Genomic DNA, 18,869 nt, shown 5'->3' with positions numbered 1-18,869 from the left:
ATTACGCTTTTTGACTAAACATATCCTCACTGAACAAGGTTAATGCTAGTACTAACGCATCTTCCCGCCCATTTTTCGTCGGATAATAATCTTTACGCACTGTCGCTTGCTGAAAGCCCAGTTTGTCATACAGATGAATCGCAGACGCGTTCGATTCTCTCACTTCCAACCACAGCGTCGAAATCCCTCGACTAACAAGGTCGTTAATTAATCTTTCTAATAACAAACGGCCGTAGCCATGGCCTTGAAAATCAGGATGGATGGCAATATTGAACAGCGTAGCTTCATCTAATACATATTGTGTTATTGCATACCCAACAATTTGATTATTAACTGATATTTTTAGATTATGGTACTTTTCACCTTGATTCCCATAAAAAACTCGCTCAGTCCATGGAAAATCATGACTTAACTTTTCAATTAAGAAGGCGGTAGCGAGATCAGATTGTTTGAGTGTTGAAATTTTCATCATATTGATAAATTTGTTTCCATAGTGCCTGTTTAGCATTACTGCTTGCTATCAGCTCAGACAAAACAGGAGAAATAAATGTAACTTTTGAACCTTCGGGATGAATACCATCCCCTATCACCCAACAAGGTATAGTTATTGGTGTTGGAATGAGTTTTAGCTGCTGAGAATTAATACAGACAATATCAACATCGTTGATCTTCATTGCGAGAAAAATATCTTTTAACAGCTGACTGTTTAAATCAAGGTTCTCATCAGTAATAATAATAAGCTTAGTCGACTCAGGAATGCGAACACCACGTTCACCACGTAACACAGTCGGATTTCTCACCATCCATTGAGTGATCCCCATTTGTTCTAAAAGTCTGTCACGTCGTGTCATTGCTTTATCCAGTCGTTAGTTAACAACCACATCTTATCAAAGGGGATTAATAGCGCCAACAGAGCAATGCTATTTATCTTTTTTCTGGTAAGGTAGTCCGCGTGGTTATATTCATTTTAGGAGATAGACAGAATATGTCATTACTGACACCCGCCAGCGAAGTTATTCAACGCCATTTAGAGCACTTTATCGATCGTCATGTTCTTTTGGCAGGCGATATTCAGGATGAACTGGGCACAATTTTAGAAGCCGCCAGCGTGCGCGTTCTCACTAACCAGTACCATCGCTGGAAAAACTTACAGCCGGCATTGGGTGAAAATGTTCTGTTTGCTTCAACAGCAACCGCGGAATTCGTTAAACCTTGCGACACCTTAATTTACTTTTGGTCCAAGAACAAACAAGAAGCCGCCTTCCAACTCGATGATTTATGCACACATTTAGCTGTAGGTAGCCAAATTTTTATCGTCGGTGAAAATCGTAGCGGTGTCAAAAGTGCCGAAGCGATTATGGAAGGGATTGCGACACTGCAAAAAATTGACTCCGCACGTCGCTGTGGTCTCTATTATGGCGAATTAGAACAGCCAACTGAATTTGATATCAAGCGTTGGTGGCGCAATTACCAAGTTGATAACGTGAAAATTCATGCGCTTCCAGGTGTATTCAGCCATAACGAGTTAGATATCGGCAGTGATTTGCTGCTTTCCACATTGACCGAGCCAATGAGCGGTAATGTGCTTGATCTGGCTTGTGGTAACGGCGTACTTGCTGCGGTGGTTGGTACTCAAAACCCAGCGGTCACCTTAACCTTAAGTGATGTCAGTGCATCAGCCATTGATTCTGCAACGGCAACTCTAGCGGCTAACAACCTTACCGGAAAAATAATCCCAAGTGATGTCTATTCCGACCTTGATGATAAATTTGATTGGATCATTTCTAATCCACCGTTCCATGATGGGATCAACACCAGCTATAACGCGGTAGAGACATTGATTTTCCAAGCACCTAAGTACCTGAAAAAAGGTGGTCGTTTACGCATCGTCGCCAATGCATTTTTACCTTACCCTGATCTACTCGATAAAGCATTCGGTGGTCATGTTGTACTGGCTAAAACAGGGAAATTTAAAGTTTACGAAGCCATTAAGCGCTAAAGCGACCAGCACGTTATCCGTGTGAATTTTCTTTTCTAACGGTCAACATATCAAGTTGACCGTTTTTTCATCAAACAATATACCGCTGATAAAAATTTATTGACGTCTGTCGAAATTAGCCTAAAATCCGCACCGTACTATTGATGCATGAGCAATTATGCAAAAGAGTTAGTATTGCGAGGGTGGCGGAATTGGTAGACGCGCTAGCTTCAGGTGTTAGTGTCCTATGGACGTGGGGGTTCAAGTCCCCCCTTTCGCACCACTTACTCTTTATAATTTCAATTATTTATGCGTTGACTGCTCTTCGCTATCCGTATCAGATAGTTATCTATGTGTCGAGCATGATATAGGCAAGTATCAATAGAAAGAATTTTGACAGTATTTGCGAGGGTGGCGGAATTGGTAGACGCGCTAGCTTCAGGTGTTAGTGTCCTATGGACGTGGGGGTTCAAGTCCCCCCTTTCGCACCACTGTTAATGATTCGTAACCTTAATCTTCAAGAATTCAACCTTCAGATATTCAATCCTCGATGGACATTCACGCAATATTCCTAACCTAGATATCGCTTAGATAATTTTAGCTTCGCATAAGAAAAATCAGCAAGAAACAGCCTAAAGACATTACTGCTGGAATAATGAGTAAACGCCGTGAACCCCGATTAAACAGCATGCCTGCCGTCGCAATCATCAAGGTGATCATTGCCACTTTCAGTGGTTCAAACCCCATATTGCTCAGCAAATACATAATACTCAGTAACACCACCGCGAAGACGCCCCACAAACCAGCGCCAATACGCCGCAACCCTGTTGCTTTTGATACGCTAGTTCCCATAACGCCTCCCATTTATAGCTAACGAGTCTTTAGCTAACTCATAGTTAGTCTATAATTTCGTTAAAGATGATAATGATTATCAATCATATCTACGTTTCTATAAAAATCAATCAAATTTTTGTGAGGAAAATATTTCCCCTACGGTAAAAACATCACTCAAAAATACAAACAAAGTGAATATCTTCAGGCTCTAGCGCAAACAGTTCAGGATCTGGCTTTTCGAGCAGTTCACAGCCCATATATTGATAAAAATGCACTGTATTTTCTGACGGAGTCGCCGAAACATATAGTCCAGCAGCGCCTTTTTCTAATGCTCGTTGTTGGCAAAGTTTAAAAAGCTTTCCACCCAGTCCTTCACCACGATAGCGATGGCTAACATGGAGGAAAGAGAGTTGTAGCAAATCTAGCGTTTCCCCGCGCCATACGTTATCTAAACTGGCTGCGGCGATCAGGCTATCCTCATCAAACACCCCAAAGAAAACAGCCCCGTTATCATAGCTAGCAAGTAAATGCGGTGTATAAGCATCCGTTTCACCTTCAGGCCAACCTTTCATATCAAATCGCTGGGCAGATAACACTAATTTACCCCGCTGGTGAAGATAAAGATGTTCAATCAATTCAGTTCGATCAATCGACCACAGACTTGAGATTTCATCCCGCGTGAGTTCACGTACTTTTCTCATTATTATTGTTCTCTTAGTTCTTATATAAATTCGAGATAAATCGAATAGATAGAGAGCATACAAGCTGTGTAATAAAAAAGAAATGCAGATATGAAGGAGAAATTGAGTCGAGGTTTATGGGGCTTTATAAACAAAAAAATTCTCTGTAGCATCCTGCCGCAGAGAATTTTTAACTACAAGGGTTGGTTTATTGCTTCAATCCCATTGCATCACGCATGGTAAAGAACAAATCGGTTTGGTCAGTCAGACCCATCACGTTCGCAGCATGTGGACCATAAGCTGCAACACGTAGTTGAGCACCTGTATGCTCCTGTGAATCGTCTTCTTCAGAGTTACCGTAGTTCACGGTCATCACGGTACCGTCTTTTGTGATCAGCGCTTGAGTTAAACCGGATGATTTCGTGCCATCAGGAATAATCTGGCTTGAATGTGCGTGGTCAGCCGTCACGATAATAAGCGTATCGCCATGTTTCTTAGCAAAATCTAAACCCACTTGAACAGCTTGGTCTAAAGCAACTGTTTCGCCAATTTGACCACATGGATTTGCTTTATGATCCTGCTTATCAATAGAAGCACTTTCAACTTGCAGGAAGAAACCATTCGGGTTTGTTTCCAGTAAATTAATTGCTTTTTCTGTCATTTGAGCCAATGTCGGCGCATTCGGATCTAACTTAGCGTTTGGTTTACACTCCAGTGCGGCATTATTTAAGTTACCGTGATATGTCGCTTTTGGACCTTCCCACGCAACCGTCATATTGCCATCATGGAACAGACCTAATACAGGTTTATCTTGGTTCGCTTCTTTGATTGCATCGAGTGATTTAGCATCACGGACGATAGTGAATCCTCGCTCTGCCGCTTGTTGCTCCAAGGTTTTCCCTTTGTAATCACCCGCTTTAGCTTCCTGCTTAAAGCTTTTCGCACCACCACCTAATGTGACATCGGCGCGGGTAATCATTAACTGTTCAGAGATAGAACCACGACCGCCATTTTCTAATGCATTCGTTGCACATTTTTCGCTGGTTTCTTCTGGGCCGTAACATTTACGCCCCGTTACGTGGGCAAACTGAGCCGCTGGCGTCGCATCTTGAATTTCAGACGTTGTCACGTTCCCTGTTGCTTTGCCATTACGTTTAGCGATTTCAATTAATGTGTCATGGTCATTACCAAACACATCAATCCCTAAAGCACCGTTATAGGTTTTCACACCGGAAGACCATGCCGTTGCAGAGGCAGCAGAATCAGTGACATAGTCTGGCTTTTGTGTTTTCTTATCTAATGCATAGTGGGTGTATTGCCCTGTAATTGGCAACGCATCAATACCTTTAAAAAAACCACCCGCCCCTTCCGCATAGTTACGCGCAACGGTAATTTCAGAATCACCCATACCATCGCCGATAAATAAAATGACGTTCTTTGCTTGACCATTATGCAGTGCAGCTTTCATGATATCCGTCTGTTCAGTTGATAAACGACGAGCTCCACCAAATTTCGTGATATCCCCTTTTGCAGCGCGGCTTTCTGAAACTGCCTCATTTTTATCTGCTGCATGGGCAGGAATTGCAGTCCCTAAAATTAACGTACTTACGGCGACGGCTAACATAGATTTCATAAAATGACCTGTCATAAGTTTTATCCTTGCCAATCAATAAGAAGAGTAAATAAGTATGCTTCGAATAGTTGACCAGCATGCTAGAGCAGCTAGATGACAGTTGAATGACGGTTTTATGTCGATATCAAGATGTTTGTCATAAATGCGAAACGCCCAATTTGGGCGTTATCGATGTGAAACGTGTTGAGTGATGAGTTGGGAAATCAGCTGTAATGCGCTTAATAAGCGATGGCGCTGCTGGTTAGTCAAACGTAAATAACGCCGAGCTGCGGGGATCCGACTGACCATTTCAGACGCAGTATAAGGCTCAATTTCACACCGCCAAACCCCATTTTTGACAGCAATATGACAATGAGTGAAGTCTAGCTCTTCGAAAGTTTGGCGGATCACTGGGTACTGCTCCAAACTTTCAATAAAGGGCTGCCCATCGGCTTGCTGGCTGGTAAAACGCACCTGTTTTTTTCGTGCAGACCCTGCGGTTTTCACATCAATCTGTGCCACCAGCGCACTATCACATTTACCTGAAACTGCAAAACGGCTATGCACAATAAACGCCATAAACAAGGTTTTTACACGCTCAGTCACTTCCACTTTAATGCCTTGAGGCAATTGGATGAGGAGCACTCCAGGTGCCCCCCATTCACAAACATAAGGGGCGATATCTTTCTCTATCCTATTTAACGTTAACCCCGCTTGATACCCTGTCGGGAGGCGTTTTTGGGTTAACTTTTTCCACCACGATAATTTAGGCAAGGTTACGTAAAGGCTCAATTTCCACCTCCTCTGAATTGTCATCTTCAAATGAGTTAGACAATACCTGTTCAACCGGAACGGGTTTAAATGGATTTACTTTCTGCACTAACACGGTCCAACCTAATGCATAACTCGCTGTTAATCCCAACATAATGGCAAATGGAATATACACATCTGCTTTATTCATACCCGGAGGCGTGATGTAAACAATCGCTAGGATTATCCCCACACTCGAAATAATTTGAGGGATTGGAAAGAATGGCGAGCGATAAGCACGGTGTAAATCAGGGCGACGAATACGCAATAGCACCACAGAAATCGTCACTAATAAGTACGCCGTTCCCCACGAACACACAGCCGCCAGCACCAACGGGATAATTCTGTCTAAATCCCCTTGAATAGCAAATGCGTGTAAGCAAGGGATCATCACCGCCACTAAAATACCGAACACTGGCGTTTTAAAGCGAGGGTGTAAATAAGCGAATGCCTTTGGTAATGCACCATCTAACGCCATGCCATACAGAATACGAGGAACGGCCGCCATTAATGTATTGATAGTCGCACCACCCGCCAGCAATAACGCAATACCAATCCAATATTTACCGAAGTCACCCATGATTTGCCCAGCAAACGCAGGAATGGCCATCGGCGTTTCTAATAGACTCACACCATTTTGTGGATCGACAATCACGTTTTCGACTTGATTCGTCAGTGCCGCGCCAAAGAGGAACATACAAAATGCAACACCGCATAAACCAATCGTCATTGCACGAGGAATAACCTTGGCAGAATTTTTAATTTCTGGCGCCATTGGTGTCACTAGCTCGCAACCAACAAACATAAACATCGCCATACCAATGAAACTGAGCACAACGGTAGGGTCAGAAATATTCAGACCTTGACCAAACCAGCCCTCCGCGGATACATGGAATGGCATCATCAAGCCGCAAATACTGAAAATCACCAATGTACTCCACATCGCGAAAGTCAGTACCACTTCAACCTTACCAAAAGCTTCGATACCAAATGCATTCAGTAAACCGAATGCAACGACTAGCCCTACTCCTACCATCCAAGACGAGTTATTGGTTTCTAACACGGTGTTGAGGCTTTCAAAGTTCACCAATGCCATGATGCCAGACAGAATCGTTTCCGCGGTCCCCGCAAAAACGTGGACAATCAGATAAGCTGACAGCGCACCGGTAATCGCCCAAAAGCGCCCCATGCCACAAGAGATATAATCGTAGACTGAACCCGAAGTGGGTAAAATTGCCGCGGCTTCAGAGAATGTGGTTAATTGAGCCTGCATCATGATAAAGCTCAATAAAACCGCTAAGGCAAAGGTATCGCCCCCGATTCCAAATCCACTGGTTACCGTGAGGATCACTGGGCTTGCCATAATCACGCCGACCGAACTGGCGAGCGTAGTTGGAAAGCCAACCTTACCTTTCTCAATATGTGATGTTAATTTTGAGGATAAATTCATTTTTGCTTCCCTCTCTCTGCTCACAGCCAAGATTGTGAATTTTTTGTAAAAATAAAGTGACTGCTTACTCACTATAGAAATAAGCATAAACATGTCGCCATCGTCCTTTAGAACGATACCCAGAGAGAGGGGAACAACAATCAACTGAAACGAAAAGTACCGTTTTACAATATAAATAATATAATAATCATTTAAATATCAATGATTAGACAAAAAGCACCTCATTAATATATTAATAAATAAGTCGCAAAAGATACCCAAGGGCAGAAAATCCCCTTTGAACAGTTAAAAACAAGTTTTGAATAGTGTAATCAAGCTCACGTTATTAACATGTTTGTTTTATGTTAACCCAATTAAATTGCATGATAGTCAGTAGAGAATTTGAATGAGGAGCGATGATGGAACAACCGTTATTTAGTGAGAGTCAACAGAGCTTAATCGACTGCTGTCTCAATACTATTGCCCATATCATCCCAATTTCTGCGGCAGTATATTATTTAGTCAATGAACAGTGGCAACCAGAAAGTCATGTGTTATACGGCATTTCTACGCGTATGCATGAACAGTACCTCTCTGCATTTTCCCAACATGACCCCTTGCACCCCGACCATTTTCGCGGTGAAGATCTGCGCTTAGTCAAAATGCCCGTAGAGATGCGTCAGCAAGATAAAACTTTCTTCCATGATTTTATGCAGCCGAACCACATTGCAGACATGGCAGAAATCTTTATTCGTCGAAAAAATAAAATTGTGGCGGGTATTTCTGTATTGAGGGATACCCCATTTACGCCACAGGAAGTGGTCAGGCTCAATGCTATATTGCCCATCGCAGAATTAATGACGTTTGATGTGAAACCGGACTCTCTGGTCTCCTACACCCCAAAAGAGCAAGAAATTATTCACTTAGTACGTGAAGGAGCAAGTAATAAAAGAATTGCGCTACTATTGGGTGTTTCCCTTTCCACCGTGAAAACCCACCTTCGCAACATTTTTACCAAAGCCAATGTGAATAACCGGACTGAGTTAGTCTCATCCGGGTTTATCATCCGCCAAGATAAAATTCTATAAAAAATCCCGGTACAGAGACCGGGAAAACTGTTGCTTTACAGAAAAAACCACTAACGCTCTAATAACGCACCATGACGGACTTTAATTCTGTGTAATGCTCAATAAAGGCACTTCCAAATTCACGACCGATACCTGAAGATTTAATCCCACCAAAAGGTACAGCAGGATCGAGGAAAGTATGCATATTCACCCAAACAGTCCCCGCTTCAATTTGCGAAACCATACGCATTGCTTTACTGAGGTCATTCGTCCACACACTTGCTGCTAAGCCAAACGGCGTGCTATTCATCATTTTAATCAGCTCTTCTTCATCATCATAAGCTAAGAAAGTACCGATAGGACCGAATGTCTCTTCCTTCATTAAGACATCATCAGGACTCTTTGCACGAATAATTGTTGGAGGGACAAAGTACCCTGCACCTGCAATTGGCTGCCCACCATAGATAATTTCACTGCCATCTTGGCGCGCCTTTTCAAACAGGCTTAAAATTTTATTGTAGTGAGCTTTATTGGCTAACGGTCCCATTTGGGTGTCTTCATCTAATGGAGAACCAATCTTCATAGCTGATAAACGGGCTTTTAGCTCTTCCAGTACAGCATCCATCAATGTCGATGGAACATAAAAACGTTCTGCCGCTGCACAGATTTGCCCTTGATTTAAATAACCCGCTTCGATAATGCCACTAACAATTTTATCAACGGATAAATCTGCTAAGAATGCGGCGCCATTTTTACCGCCGAGCTCTAATGTCACTCGTGTTAACTTACCTTCCATCGCTGAGCGTCCAACCGCTAATCCTGTTGGTACTGAACCGGTGAAAGTCACTTTTGAGCACAACTCATGGCTAATTAAAGCGGGCCCTACTTCGCGCCCACCGCCGTTCACTATATTAATAACCCCATCAGGGATCCCAGCCTCTTTCGCTAACTCCGCTACTCGTAACATCGTCAAAGGCGTAAATTCACTTGGCTTCAGCACAATCGTGCAGCCACATGTCAATGCCGCCGCTAATTTCCAAATGGAAATCATAATGGAAAAGTTCCATGGGATAATCCCCGCAACGACCCCGACAGGCTCACGCTGGGTAAATGCCGAATATTTTTCACCATTAAAAGACGGTAATGAGACATTCAGAGTTTCACCACTGATCTTCGTCGCCCATCCCGCAAAGTAACGTAAGAACTGTGCCGCTGAACCCACTTCCAGAAAACGCGATAACTGAATCGTTTTGCCGGAACTTAAGGTTTCTAATTGTGCTAATTCTTCTAAGTGTTTTTCGAGCAAATCCGCTAAACGATTCAAACAATTGCCTCGTTCCATCGGTGTAGTATTTGCCCATGAGCCTTTGAATGCGGCATAGGCCGCATTCATGGCAATATCAACTTCTTCGCGCGTCCCTTCTTTAACTTTGGCAATCACTTGCTCGGTAGCTGGATTCACGACATCGAAATAAGCCTCTCCCTTGCCAGAAACAGGCAATCCATTGATAAAATGACCATGCTGACGTTTCAAGAATTCTCTAACTTCTGGTAATAGGGTTAACTCACTCATCGTTTTCTCCACCTCGTGAATTGATTCAATTATGCATTTACGCAGGCTAAATAGTGTTTTACAAAACGTGGTGCACTGATTTCCCAAAGTACTTCGGTTCCTTTTGCAGCAAACCAAGAATCCCCTTTATGGTATTCCACTGTTACACCCGTTTTCACATCTGTTAATTTCACAGAACCTTCATGGACAGTTGCCATCTCATCAAATGGGTAAACCATTTTAAATTTCCCAGTTGTGCAAGCAAAAATTCCACAAGTCAGATTATCAGTTGGCTCACCGTGGATCATTGACACGCTAGCTTGTGGATCGCCTTCAACAACCACAGAACCTAAATTGCTCACGCTACCAATGTTCAGTAATTCAGGAAGTGCTTTATTTAACAGTAATGGGCTGATCATCTCTCTTACCTTCTCTTATATAATGAAATCAAAAATGGAAATTAAATTTAAGAAACCTAGCGGCGACCTTGCCAGTATCCAGATACCTGATGCCAACATTTAGCAAGAGAAACGATGGCGTTACGCATACTGTCCTTGCCCATAATGTCAGCATGAGGAATAGAGCTCATCAGGTCATAACGGCTTGAGCCTTCTACCATGCCTTCAGCCAGAACCTTACACACGATCTGGCTCGGCGTAACACCAAAGCCTGAATAACCTTGTACATAGAACACGTTTTTATGCCCTGGAATAGTCCCAATCTGTGGAAAGAGATTAGCACTACATGCCATTGGTCCACCCCATGCCAGTTCAATTTTCACATCTTTCAAGTATGGGAAAACGTTCAACATCAGCTTACGGTTCCACGCTTTCAAGTCGGATGGAATGTATTCTAAAAAGTACGTTGAGCTACCAAATAACAGGCGATTCTCGTTAGTCACACGGTAGTAATCGATAACCGGGCGAATATCACTGTATGCCCCACGAATTGGGCTAATACGTTCAATCAGCTCATCAGATAATTCTTCAGTCATTAACTGATACGCATAGGTATTAATGGTTTTTGGGTATAGTGTCGGCTCGAGACCATTCAAAAAACCATCACATGCCCACAGCATTTTTTTCGCTTTCACGGAGCCCATCGCGGTACGAACCGTTACCGTATCGCCGTACTCAACATTCAAAACTTGGCTGTTTTCAAAAATTTTTGCACCATATTCGCTCACCGCTTTCGCTTCACCCAATAACAGGTTAAGTGAATGAACATGACCGCCTCCCATGTGTTTGATTCCACATGTGTAAGCATCAGAACCGATGATCTGCTTTAAATCAGATCCTGTATAAAATTCAATTTCTTCATCGGGTGCGACAGCTTTAAAATCAGCCAGCCAGCTGCGCAGCGTTTTCTCTTGGCGCTTATTGCTACCTAAATAGGCATAGCCATGACAAAAATCCGCATCGATATTGTATTTAGCAATACGGTCGCGCATGATCCCTGCCCCCATGTTGCTTAGCTTAAAAATCGTTTCTAAGCCTTCAGAGCCAACATGTTTTTTAATTGCATCAAGGTCATGACCAATTCCTGCCATGACTTGCCCACCATTGCGCCCTGTACCGCCATAACCAAGATGGCGTCCTTCCAAAATAGCAATGTTAGTTATGCCTTTTTCACACAGCTCTAATGCCGTGTTAATACCAGAGAACCCACCACCGATGATCACCACATCAACATCAATGTCTTCTTTCAATGTCGGAAAACGTAGGTCATATTTTTTGGTTGCTGAGTAATAAGTTAATGATTCTACTTGGTTATTCATAATTGATACCCTATCTAGTATCTGGGAATAACCTTGATTATCTTAACCTGACATTAACATTTACATAGCCCTTTAGGGACATTTGAAACATAAAACCAACATTTGTGACGTAGATACAATATTTACTTATAAACAAGATTAAATCAATTAAAAACTTTTCTATTTAAATTCAAAAGGATATATATTTATTATTATATTAATAAAAAATATAATACTTTATGATAAAAATAGAATTTCACGTGTTTTTAAAGTGAATAATTATTTTTAATTCATTGAAAAATAATACATATTTTCATTATTCAGTCTAAATACTAAACAGGTAACGAAAATCATTTTAAGCCACGGAATTTACTGTTTTATTGGGGTCATTAACAAATTAAATAATTCAACCTGCGAGTTGATGTCTAATTTTTGATAGATATTTTTGCGGTGATTTTTGACAGTGCCTAAGCTGATAAACAGCGATTCAGCGATTTGAGGGGAGCCTTTACCTTCCAAAATTAACGCCACAACTTCACACTCTCTCGGCGTCAAACCAAAGCAAGTCTGTAAGTCCGTATTACGATAATGACTGGATACTGAATTGGGCACAACTTCCTTATGTAATCGAGCAATACTTCTAATAATATCAAAGGCTTCTTTTAATGAACCTTGTTTCTTCTCATCAGCAAGAAACGGTTGGTCTTCATTCCCAAAGAAAATGCCTAATTGCTTATCAGCGGATAATTCCAACAGTAAACCCGCCTCATCACACCAACCCGTCTTACGATAAAAATTAAGATAATAATCCGTATGATAAAAACCTTTAGGGGCAACATCTTTCAATGTTAACACCTTCGAACTGCCGCCTTTTTGTAGTTCTTGATAGAAAGGATCCATCAAATAAGCCCCACGCTGATAAATGCGATTAACGCTATCACTATTACGCTTTTCAACTTTCGATAGAAAACGTGGAGCACCATCTTTTTCAAAGGAATAGATAATTGCATTATCAAAAACCACAAACGAAGACAACCATGATAATAAGTTTGGATAAAATTGATTGGTGGCAACTGAGTCAATAAGGTCAGGTAATTTATGCAGATAATGATCCATTCAGCCCTCACTCATTAACTTATTAATAATTTATCACCCTGTATATTTGGCGAACTATGACCCTATAAAGACCATATTCTGAGAGGAAGCTCAATTTTTTTGTTATTAATATGTTAATTAAATCACAATATATACTATAGATATTAATAGTATTTTATCAATTATTTAATAAGTTGAAGGATCGAGGAAAGTACAAGAGAAATAAAAGAGAGCAGCCCCGAAAGGCTGCTAGAGAACTATTTATTGATAATGGCCTTCAATTTGCTGTAACGACGGATCAAACGCCATTTTAATTTCAGTGTTGTGGCATGCTTCCAAACAATATCCCAGTAACCTTTATCAAAAAACAGTTGAACCATCTGCTTCTGCGTTTCAGGTGATTTAATCGCTAATAGCGCTAAAACAACGCCTAAACCTTCTTTCCCCACCTGCCATAAACAAGCAGGTGCTTGCTTCACTTCCTCAGGATGACGTTTATAGATATCCATCAGCATATCCAAGATCTTCAGGTAGGTATTGATCTTACGTACGGAGCGCTCATCTCCGGTTAAAGAGTGAGAAACGGATTGGTTATGAATCAGATATTCATAATATTGTTCATTGATAAACTGCACTCGTTTAGCAACGAGCAGCATCTCGGTAGTCCAAGGAATATCTTGATGGTGCAATCTAGGTTCAAAGGTAAAATTGTGTTCTCGAATTAATGACAAGCGATACAGATTCAACCAAGTTACATGGAGAAATTTACGGGAACTCAAACCAATTTGTAACCATTGAGGGCCCGTGATCACACCAGTAGAAGGAACTTTATTTGGTGGAAAAATAGCCTTTGGCGCATCCCCATTGGTGTACACGTAAGTACCATTGCAGGTCGCAACGTCTAAGTCACCGGCAAGTGCAATCTCCAGTAGGCGACCATACATCCTCGCATCAATCTCATCATCAATATCTGGGAAAGTGATATATTGCCCTGTTGCTACTGCCATTCCTGTATTACGTGCGACTGAAACACCTTGATTTTCCTGAGCGAGCACCTTGATATTTTCAAACTTATCTTCGTATTGGCGAATCACTGACTCGCTATCATCTTTCGAACCATCATTCACAATGATCAATTCCCAATTCTCTAACTTTTGGGCAATTAAGCTGTCAAAAAAATGGGGTAAAAACTTTTCGCCGTTATAAACCGCGACAACAATACTTAATACTGGTTGAAAAGACATGGGTTAACCTTACACTCATTGGAAATGATGATAACAAAATATATTTTTGTGTTTCATGAGAAATTTCATAATTAAATCAATACTATTATGATAGAAATGACTTCACTTATCCTTATTATTACTCAAATTATCAAATAGCTGTGAACTAATTTTTACTTCCTTTACCTAAGGAACATTAATGATACCTCACAATAACAAAAGGATCCTCCTGTGGCTGGAAGTAGCTTACTTACCTTATTAGATGATATTGCCGCCGTTTTAGATGATGTGTCAGTAATGACAAAAATGGCAGCGAAAAAAACATCCGGTGTTTTAGGTGATGATCTCGCCTTAAATGCACAACAAGTCACCGGGGTTCGAGCTGACAGAGAACTTCCAGTCGTCTGGGCGGTCGCAAAAGGCTCTTTTATCAATAAACTCATATTGGTTCCACTCGCATTATTGATCAGCGCTTTTATACCGTGGGCAGTGACTCCATTATTAATGCTTGGAGGCGCTTATCTCTGTTTTGAAGGTGCTGAAAAACTTGCTCATAAGTTTCTTCAAAAACATGAGACTTCACCGGCAGAAACCGTACACAAAGCTCAGCTTTTAGAACATGAAATAGCGGCATTTGAAAAACAAAAAATTAAAGGCGCAATCCGTACAGACTTTGTTTTATCCGCAGAAATTATCGCAATTACCCTAGGTATTGTCTCTTCAACAACAATCCTGAACCAACTTGTCGTGTTATCGATTATTGCCATTGTCATGACTATCGGGGTTTATGGGTTAGTTGCTGGTATTGTTAAACTCGATGACTTGGGATTCTTTCTACAGAAAAAAACTGCCTTTCTGCTCCGTAAACTCGGTAACGGATTAATCTATGTAACACCCTATTTAATGAAAACATTATCTGTTGTCGGTACTGCTGCTATGTTTATGGTTGGCGGCGGCATACTCACGCACGGGATTACCTATTTACACTCATGGATAGAAAACATAGCAGGAAAGATAGCCGGTATTCACATCATCGGGAATACACTTCAATTTTTAGCACCCTCTATCCTCAATTTAATCTTTGGTCTAGTAATCGGTTTACTTATTGTTTTTGTTATAAACTTTGTTGCTCGTTTTAAACAAACAAATTAACGCTAAAAACTGACTAATATCCTTAAATATATTATGGTAATAGTCAGTCTATTTTGTTTCAGGAAAAAGAGAAAATGCCGACACTTTATCGACGATTTTCGATTATCAACCAAGTTATCGGGTTAATGCTGCTTATCGCGGTTTTGGGGATCATCGGTATGACGATTTCCAATCGCATGATCATCAGTGCACAAGGCAATGCCCATGCTATTAATACATCCGGTTCCTTGCGTATGCAAAGTTATCGCTTACTCTCTTTAACACCTATCAATGAACATAACCAAAATTATCTTGATGCCTTAGAAAAAGACTTACTCAGCCCTGAACTAACTCAAGTCGTTAAAATTGAAAACCTTACTCCTGAATTTGATAAAATCCATGCGTTTTGGCTCAATACGTTAAGACCCGCCCTCACTCGCGCGTCATCACCGGATGATGCACGCTATGAAGTCATTACTTTCGTTAATATGCTCAATGAATTGGTCCACAATATTGATGATATTACTGAGAAGAAAATCGCTTATGTTGCCATGACCCAACTTATTTTTATTAGTTTAGTTTTCCTGCTACTCATGGGGACAATCTGGCATTTAAGACGAAAAATTTACTACCCATGGATGAAGCTTCTCTCCATGGTTAATGCGATTGGGCGTAAAGACTTCACACAGCGTTTTCCCATGAAAAACAATAGACAAGATGAACTTAATGCCCTTGGTGAAACTCTGAATCATATGTCTGATGAATTAGCCCAAAGCTACCATCAGCTTGAAGAACGTGTGGCAGAAAAAACTGCCGATCTTCTCGCTAAGAATCGTGTTTTGTCATATCTCTATCAATCAAATCAAATATTACATTCATCGGAAACACTCTATTTGAGGTTACAAAAAGTCCTCACTGAGCTAAAGAATATTACGCAGTTAGAAAATTTACGCCTCAAATTATATGAAGATAGCAACGAGCAGTATTTTCATGAAATTTCGTATGCTTCTGCCAATTTAGACATCAACGACGAAAAACTGGCTTCAACTAAATCGCATTTATCCAAGGATAATCTGGCGGAAGACTCCCAAACATTGCAGTGGGATCTGTCAGATAATATGCATCGATATGGTGTGATTATCGGTGAAATTAAACAAAATCAACTTTTTTCTGACGAAAAAAATAAACTAGTTCTAATGCTCGCTAAACAAATTTCTGGCATGCTCACCATGGAACAACAGATAGAGCAACAGCAACAATTGTTGATCATGGATGAACGAGCGGCTATTGCTAGAGAGCTTCATGACTCAATTGCACAATCCCTCTCATGCTTAAAAATGCAAATAAGCTATCTCCAAATGCAACCAGAGCCGCTACCTGAAACTACACTGCATTTACTCAATGAAATGCGCACAGAAATTAATACCGCATACAGTCAGCTGCGTGAATTGCTGACAACATTCCGCTTGAAGCTCACTGAATCGGGCTTATTACCTTCATTAAAAAGCACCTTAGGAGAATTCAGCGGGCGAATAGGATTCAACATTCAGCTTAACTATGAGATCCCAGCAAAAAGTATCTCACCCCATCAATCTATCCACATCATACAAATAATTCGAGAGGCCCTAAGTAATATTTTAAAGCATGCGAATGCAACGTGGGCTAAAGTTTCATTAAGCCAAAATAGAGGCACTGTCACCATTACGATCGATGATAATGGCAGTGGTATAGACGATAACCCAAATAAACTTAACCATTATGGCTTAATTATTATGAGAGAAAGGGCACTCAGCCTAAATGGCGAGTGTTGCATTACTCAACGAGCCGAAGGGGGAACAGAAGTGAAAGTCACATTCCCTTTATCTGACATTTAAAACACCGGATCAAATCATTCATGGAGACTAAAAATATAATGACTGAAAAATCAACAATCCTTCTTATTGATGATCACCCAATGCTCAGAAATGGCGTAAAACAGCTGATTAGCTTAGAGCCCTCACTTCAAGTTATTGGAGAAGCTGGAGATGGCAAAACAGGAATTCAAATTGCAGAAGAGCAAGATCCTGACCTGATCCTGCTAGATCTCAATATGCCAGGTATGAATGGTTTTGAGACACTCGATGAATTGAGAAAGCGCGAACTTTCAGGTCGAATTATTCTTTTTACAGTCTCCAATTACAGCGATGACCTAATCAGTGCCCTAAAAAGAGGCGCTGATGGCTATTTACTGAAAGATATGGAACCAGAAGAGCTTATCATTGCCCTCAAAGAAGCCGCGAGTGGAAAAATGGTCGTTAGCCCAACACTGACTTCCGTTCTTGCTGAATCATTAAGAGAAAACCAGTCTCAAAACGAAAGTGATGCCATTGCATTAACACCAAGAGAATCCGATATTTTAGAACTTATTGCACAGGGACTCTCAAATAAAATGATCGCCCGTAATTTAGATATCGCAGAAAGTACTGTAAAAGTACATGTAAAACATTTACTTAAAAAGTTAAATCTAAAATCTAGAGTTGAAGCCGCTGTTTGGGTTCTTCAACAAAAATAATATATTTTTCAATATATTCATAGCTAAATGAGCCATTCACTTAGCTATGAATGTCCTCTCTACTATTTATGGCTAATCCGCTCAAATCTCGATAGCTCTAATCTACAAGTCCTTTCTTTCCAGTTATAATACACTTGCTTATGCCCCTTACTTAGATAGATGAACCAAATGATAGAAGAACTGCTTATTTTAGTGAATCAACAAGATACGCCAATTGGGACAATGCCAAAATTGCTGGCTCATCATCGTGGCTGCTTACACCGTGCATTCTCTATCTTTATTTTTAACCATAAGAACGAATTACTCATTCAACAACGCGCTCTCCATAAATACCATTCTGCAGGGCAATGGGCGAATTCCTGCTGTAGTCATCCAAGACCACAAGAAGAGACCCACGATGCGGCGTTGCGTCGCTTAAATGATGAACTCGGTTTCTCAACCGAATTAAAACATGTTGGTGAGTTTATTTATAAAGCAGATGTCTATGGCGGGTTAATTGAACATGAGTATGACCATTTATTTGTAGGTTACTATGATGCACTAGTCATACCAAATCCTGATGAGGTCAGCGCTATTCGATGGGTTAGCCTAGACGTTCTAGACAAAGAAATCCGTATTCATCCTGAAAAATTTACACCATGGTTTAAAAAAATTTGGGAAAAATACCCACTATTAAATTTCTATTCTTGATACTCATTAGCATCAAATCATCATAGATAAATTTTGGCGTTGAACAGTAATTTATTTATATCACATTGATTTTAAAGATACTTATCTTTGGTAAGTAGAGAAAGTCTAGAATTTTTCATCAGCATAAAATACAGTCATCTGCCTTCATTTTCCAACCTCCTTAAAACTCTCCCTCGATATTCTATACTCGCACTTCCGGGCTACGTGAAATATGGGAGCTATATGAACACTTAGGTTGTGATCGGATACTTTTTGTTGTGTGAAAGGAAAGCGGTGCTAATAGGCGGTGTTTCATTGTGATGCTGACTGTCCCAAACATCATTTCGAGCGAATCAATCAAGCCAATCTAGGCTGTGCCATCCAAATAAATCGGTATTAACGAAGCTTAGCATTTTTCATCTCCCCGTTCAGCACAAGCACCATATTCTAAATTTCTCTGGAGTGTCACACTAAATAGGGCG

18 protein-coding genes and 2 tRNA genes are annotated in these 18,869 nt (G+C 40.8%); 8 read left to right on the top strand and 12 right to left on the bottom strand.

All coding sequences use genetic code 11. The features are described from left to right. Position 1: 1 nt before the first annotated feature. Together rimI and PSF16_RS09395 are read right to left on the bottom strand one after the other, a co-directional pair. On the bottom strand, positions 2–472 hold the full coding sequence (rimI, locus tag PSF16_RS09400; RefSeq protein ID WP_006657093.1) for a ribosomal protein S18-alanine N-acetyltransferase: 471 nt from the start codon (positions 470–472) through the stop codon (positions 2–4). Next, positions 441–851 (bottom strand): DNA polymerase III subunit psi, encoded by a 411-nt coding sequence (locus PSF16_RS09395; RefSeq protein WP_006657092.1) that lies wholly within the window; start codon positions 849–851, stop codon positions 441–443. The genes rimI and PSF16_RS09395 overlap by 32 nt, the downstream gene beginning before the upstream one ends. A 134-nt stretch (positions 852–985) precedes the next feature. On the opposite strand from PSF16_RS09395, the gene rsmC reads away from it, so the two are divergent. The 3 genes from rsmC (at position 986) to PSF16_RS09380 (ending at position 2,469) form a co-directional block, all read left to right on the top strand. After that, a complete protein-coding gene (gene rsmC / locus PSF16_RS09390) occupies positions 986–1,999 on the top strand; it encodes a 16S rRNA (guanine(1207)-N(2))-methyltransferase RsmC (RefSeq protein ID WP_036960927.1) in 1,014 nt (337 codons plus the stop codon). Between the two features lie 176 nt (positions 2,000–2,175). Next, positions 2,176–2,261 (top strand) — tRNA-Leu (locus PSF16_RS09385). Positions 2,262–2,383: 122 nt separating this feature from the next. Next, a tRNA-Leu gene (locus tag PSF16_RS09380) sits at positions 2,384–2,469 on the top strand. Positions 2,470–2,575: 106 nt separating this feature from the next. Here the strand turns inward: PSF16_RS09380 and PSF16_RS09375 are convergent. From PSF16_RS09375 to PSF16_RS09355, 5 genes are all read right to left on the bottom strand, one after another. Then, on the bottom strand, positions 2,576–2,830 hold the full coding sequence (locus PSF16_RS09375) for a DUF1435 family protein (RefSeq protein WP_036960929.1): 255 nt from the start codon (positions 2,828–2,830) through the stop codon (positions 2,576–2,578). A 152-nt stretch (positions 2,831–2,982) separates the two neighbouring features. After that, on the bottom strand, positions 2,983–3,513 hold the full coding sequence (locus tag PSF16_RS09370) for a GNAT family N-acetyltransferase (protein ID WP_036974941.1): 531 nt from the start codon (positions 3,511–3,513) through the stop codon (positions 2,983–2,985). A gap of 187 nt (positions 3,514–3,700) precedes the next feature. Continuing rightward, positions 3,701–5,140: an alkaline phosphatase gene (gene phoA / locus PSF16_RS09365; RefSeq protein ID WP_006657088.1), complete on the bottom strand. Its 1,440-nt coding sequence runs from the start codon at positions 5,138–5,140 to the stop codon at positions 3,701–3,703. Between the two features lie 150 nt (positions 5,141–5,290). Then, positions 5,291–5,896 carry a DUF3156 family protein gene (locus PSF16_RS09360; protein WP_006662845.1) on the bottom strand — a complete coding sequence of 202 codons (606 nt, stop codon included), beginning with the start codon at positions 5,894–5,896 and terminating at the stop codon, positions 5,291–5,293. Then, on the bottom strand, positions 5,871–7,364 hold the full coding sequence (locus PSF16_RS09355; RefSeq protein ID WP_036974943.1) for an APC family permease: 1,494 nt from the start codon (positions 7,362–7,364) through the stop codon (positions 5,871–5,873). Before PSF16_RS09355 ends, PSF16_RS09360 begins: the two co-directional genes overlap by 26 nt. 398 nt (positions 7,365–7,762) lie before the next feature. Here PSF16_RS09355 and PSF16_RS09350 point away from each other — a divergent pair, with 398 nt between their 5' ends. Further along, complete coding sequence (locus tag PSF16_RS09350; protein WP_006662847.1) at positions 7,763–8,431, top strand: helix-turn-helix domain-containing protein; 669 nt, start codon at positions 7,763–7,765, stop codon at positions 8,429–8,431. Positions 8,432–8,489: 58 nt separating this feature from the next. Here PSF16_RS09350 and PSF16_RS09345 read toward each other — a convergent pair whose 3' ends face one another. The 5 genes from PSF16_RS09345 to PSF16_RS09325 all read right to left on the bottom strand — a co-directional run bounded on the left by PSF16_RS09345 (position 8,490) and on the right by PSF16_RS09325 (position 14,057). Further along, positions 8,490–9,983: an aldehyde dehydrogenase family protein gene (locus tag PSF16_RS09345; RefSeq protein WP_036960937.1), complete on the bottom strand. Its 1,494-nt coding sequence runs from the start codon at positions 9,981–9,983 to the stop codon at positions 8,490–8,492. Positions 9,984–10,012: 29 nt separating this feature from the next. Beyond that, positions 10,013–10,381: a cupin domain-containing protein gene (locus tag PSF16_RS09340; protein WP_006657083.1), complete on the bottom strand. Its 369-nt coding sequence runs from the start codon at positions 10,379–10,381 to the stop codon at positions 10,013–10,015. A 56-nt stretch (positions 10,382–10,437) separates the two neighbouring features. Further along, entirely contained in the window at positions 10,438–11,739 is a 1,302-nt protein-coding gene (locus tag PSF16_RS09335; RefSeq protein WP_006657082.1) for an NAD(P)/FAD-dependent oxidoreductase, read from the bottom strand. A gap of 348 nt (positions 11,740–12,087) precedes the next feature. Further along, a complete protein-coding gene (locus PSF16_RS09330; protein ID WP_272689161.1) occupies positions 12,088–12,834 on the bottom strand; it encodes a helix-turn-helix transcriptional regulator in 747 nt (248 codons plus the stop codon). A gap of 236 nt (positions 12,835–13,070) precedes the next feature. Further along, complete coding sequence (locus tag PSF16_RS09325) at positions 13,071–14,057, bottom strand: glycosyltransferase (protein WP_006657080.1); 987 nt, start codon at positions 14,055–14,057, stop codon at positions 13,071–13,073. Positions 14,058–14,267: 210 nt separating this feature from the next. Between PSF16_RS09325 and PSF16_RS09320 the strand changes: the two genes are divergently transcribed. From PSF16_RS09320 to idi, 4 genes are all read left to right on the top strand, one after another. Beyond that, complete coding sequence (locus tag PSF16_RS09320; protein WP_272689160.1) at positions 14,268–15,188, top strand: DUF808 domain-containing protein; 921 nt, start codon at positions 14,268–14,270, stop codon at positions 15,186–15,188. A 74-nt stretch (positions 15,189–15,262) separates the two neighbouring features. After that, a complete protein-coding gene (narX, locus tag PSF16_RS09315) occupies positions 15,263–17,041 on the top strand; it encodes a nitrate/nitrite two-component system sensor histidine kinase NarX (RefSeq protein ID WP_272689159.1) in 1,779 nt (592 codons plus the stop codon). Between the two features lie 38 nt (positions 17,042–17,079). Next, a complete protein-coding gene (gene narL, locus PSF16_RS09310; protein WP_006662852.1) occupies positions 17,080–17,718 on the top strand; it encodes a two-component system response regulator NarL in 639 nt (212 codons plus the stop codon). Positions 17,719–17,886: 168 nt separating this feature from the next. Then, positions 17,887–18,408, top strand: a complete 522-nt coding sequence (gene idi / locus PSF16_RS09305; RefSeq protein WP_272689158.1) for an isopentenyl-diphosphate Delta-isomerase — start codon at positions 17,887–17,889, stop codon at positions 18,406–18,408. Positions 18,409–18,869 lie beyond the last annotated feature (461 nt).

It is taken from the genome of Providencia sp. PROV033, assembly GCF_028484855.1.
In the GTDB taxonomy this organism is placed as follows: Bacteria; Pseudomonadota; Gammaproteobacteria; order Enterobacterales; family Enterobacteriaceae; genus Providencia; species Providencia alcalifaciens.
This window is presented reverse-complemented; position numbering and strand designations above follow the sequence as displayed.

Bases quoted from the DNA above. Each gene is read 5' to 3' on its own strand.
- PSF16_RS09395 (WP_006657092.1), bottom strand. From the start codon at position 851: ATGACACGACGTGACAGACTTTTAGAACAAATGGGGATCACTCAATGG.
- phoA (WP_006657088.1), bottom strand. From the start codon at position 5,140: ATGACAGGTCATTTTATGAAATCTATGTTAGCCGTCGCCGTAAGTACG.
- PSF16_RS09330 (WP_272689161.1), bottom strand. From the start codon at position 12,834: ATGGATCATTATCTGCATAAATTACCTGACCTTATTGACTCAGTTGCC.
- rimI (WP_006657093.1), bottom strand. From the start codon at position 472: ATGATGAAAATTTCAACACTCAAACAATCTGATCTCGCTACCGCCTTC.
- PSF16_RS09335 (WP_006657082.1), bottom strand. From the start codon at position 11,739: ATGAATAACCAAGTAGAATCATTAACTTATTACTCAGCAACCAAAAAA.
- PSF16_RS09340 (WP_006657083.1), bottom strand. From the start codon at position 10,381: ATGATCAGCCCATTACTGTTAAATAAAGCACTTCCTGAATTACTGAAC.
- rsmC (WP_036960927.1), top strand. From the start codon at position 986: ATGTCATTACTGACACCCGCCAGCGAAGTTATTCAACGCCATTTAGAG.
- narX (WP_272689159.1), top strand. From the start codon at position 15,263: ATGCCGACACTTTATCGACGATTTTCGATTATCAACCAAGTTATCGGG.
- PSF16_RS09370 (WP_036974941.1), bottom strand. From the start codon at position 3,513: ATGAGAAAAGTACGTGAACTCACGCGGGATGAAATCTCAAGTCTGTGG.
- narL (WP_006662852.1), top strand. From the start codon at position 17,080: ATGACTGAAAAATCAACAATCCTTCTTATTGATGATCACCCAATGCTC.
- PSF16_RS09355 (WP_036974943.1), bottom strand. From the start codon at position 7,364: ATGAATTTATCCTCAAAATTAACATCACATATTGAGAAAGGTAAGGTT.
- PSF16_RS09375 (WP_036960929.1), bottom strand. From the start codon at position 2,830: ATGGGAACTAGCGTATCAAAAGCAACAGGGTTGCGGCGTATTGGCGCT.
- PSF16_RS09345 (WP_036960937.1), bottom strand. From the start codon at position 9,983: ATGAGTGAGTTAACCCTATTACCAGAAGTTAGAGAATTCTTGAAACGT.
- PSF16_RS09325 (WP_006657080.1), bottom strand. From the start codon at position 14,057: ATGTCTTTTCAACCAGTATTAAGTATTGTTGTCGCGGTTTATAACGGC.
- idi (WP_272689158.1), top strand. From the start codon at position 17,887: ATGATAGAAGAACTGCTTATTTTAGTGAATCAACAAGATACGCCAATT.
- PSF16_RS09350 (WP_006662847.1), top strand. From the start codon at position 7,763: ATGGAACAACCGTTATTTAGTGAGAGTCAACAGAGCTTAATCGACTGC.